The sequence below is a fragment of the Bdellovibrionota bacterium genome, assembly GCA_040386775.1.
In the GTDB taxonomy this organism is placed as follows: Bacteria; Bdellovibrionota; Bdellovibrionia; order Bdellovibrionales; family JAEYZS01; genus JAEYZS01.
On record JAZKEU010000010.1, the window covers coordinates 80,801 to 81,988 of the forward strand.

A 1,188-nucleotide genomic window follows, 5' to 3' on the forward strand; every position below is an offset into this window, starting at 1 on the left:
TAAAAAGGCCAGCGATGCTGGCCTTTTTTGTAAAAAGTATCTGTCAAAAATCATTACATCTATTTTAGATAACGAAATCCTGCTAAGTTGCCTTAACTTAAATAAACGGTTGTTTTGAGCTTTGGAAATTAATCCAAAAAACTCTAAATAGCATCTGTAAGTATTTAATAGGAAATTTTATGTCTAAAGCTTTGCATTTAGTTATATTTTCTTTTCTGATAGTTTCCCCAGGTGCATATGCAACTACACTCAGTGGCTCTATCCACAAAAGCAATATTTCAGAATTTATGAATTTTGACCTCACCGTTGAGTCAATGAATCCAAGCAATGCCAAATATATCATAAAAGGTATGGCAAGTTCTGATAAAGGGATTATAAATACATATTTGAAGTACAAAAATGTGAAGGTTTTAAGGATTTTAAACTCAACAACAACTCAAGTTAAAAATGATTTGGTTTCCCATTTATCTTGGGGGAATCGATTAGTTAGCGGTTATTTAGCGGGAGTTGAGCTAAAAGGTTCCTTTAAACAAGGTTTGTTCGATGACAAAATTACATTCAATGATTTGTATGTTAATGGGAAAATCTCTAGAGGATTAATGGATTATAATTCTTTAAATGGGAAATATAATTCTAAAGAAAACTTAAGTTTTGGACAAAACAAGATTCGCTCTTTAAATTCTCCAGATATATATATTATGAATTACGATGATTATATTTCTCAGAATTCAATGAATGTTGCGATGACTTTTGGGCAATTGAATGTTCAGGGAACAATTCATTTTACGGATCAATCTCGTCGATCTTGTTCGAATCAAGATAGTAGTTGCACAACTGTGGTCGATGCTACAACAGGGTTTATAAATTTAGAAATTAAAAAAATAAATGGATCTGAATTAACGATGTCAGATGATCAGTCTCTAAGAGAATTTTTAGCCTACTTTAAGCTTGTCACATATGACATGTTTTCAGAGTGACTTAATTGAACTACTAATCTTAAAGCATATAATTCCATACCTAACCTCTTGAAATCCTCAACACTTTGCTTAAAAAATAGATAAACAATTTATATTAAGAATATATTAAGATAAGTTTTCGGATTAAAAATTAAGCATCGATCATATGTCCTCATTAAAAAGTCCAGTTTCAAATATCTATACTATTCATAACGGTAGATTTTCCCCATAG

At 30.6% G+C, this 1,188-nt stretch carries 1 protein-coding gene; it reads left to right on the top strand.

Translation table 11 applies throughout. The features are described from left to right. The first annotated feature begins 179 nt into the window (after window positions 1–179). A complete protein-coding gene (locus tag V4596_05755) occupies window positions 180–977 on the top strand; it encodes a hypothetical protein (protein ID MES2768635.1) in 798 nt (265 codons plus the stop codon). Window positions 978–1,188 lie beyond the last annotated feature (211 nt).

Excerpts from the sequence above, each read along its gene's own strand:
- V4596_05755 (MES2768635.1), top strand. The coding sequence starts at position 180 with ATGTCTAAAGCTTTGCATTTAGTTATATTTTCTTTTCTGATAGTTTCC.